1 protein-coding gene is annotated in these 251 nt (G+C 59.4%); it reads right to left on the reverse strand.

Annotated features, from left to right (window positions below):
• The coding region (locus SB764_RS42930) for a hypothetical protein (RefSeq protein ID WP_410867166.1) at window positions 1-251 on the reverse strand (251 nt) is incomplete at both ends.

Genomic DNA, 251 nt, shown 5'->3' on the forward strand with positions numbered 1-251 from the left:
TAATCGAGATGCATCCGCTTTCCGTGATCCTTGGGATCCATCCAGCTGTAGCTTTTGGGGTGATAGCCATCGAGCGCCGCCAGCGCATCGACAGGCGTGCCGATACGCGGGACACGCCCGTAATATCCGTCCTTTGCGCCGGCAAGCGCGCAATATTCAGGCGATTCCGGCACCATGTTGAAATCACCCATGACGACGTAATCCTCCGGCAGCGGCAGCTCCTCGAAATCGAGCTCGCCTGCACCGCTGAC

Source organism: Paraburkholderia sp. SIMBA_027 (genome assembly GCF_046535315.1).
Classification (GTDB): domain Bacteria; phylum Pseudomonadota; class Gammaproteobacteria; order Burkholderiales; family Burkholderiaceae; genus Paraburkholderia; species Paraburkholderia tropica.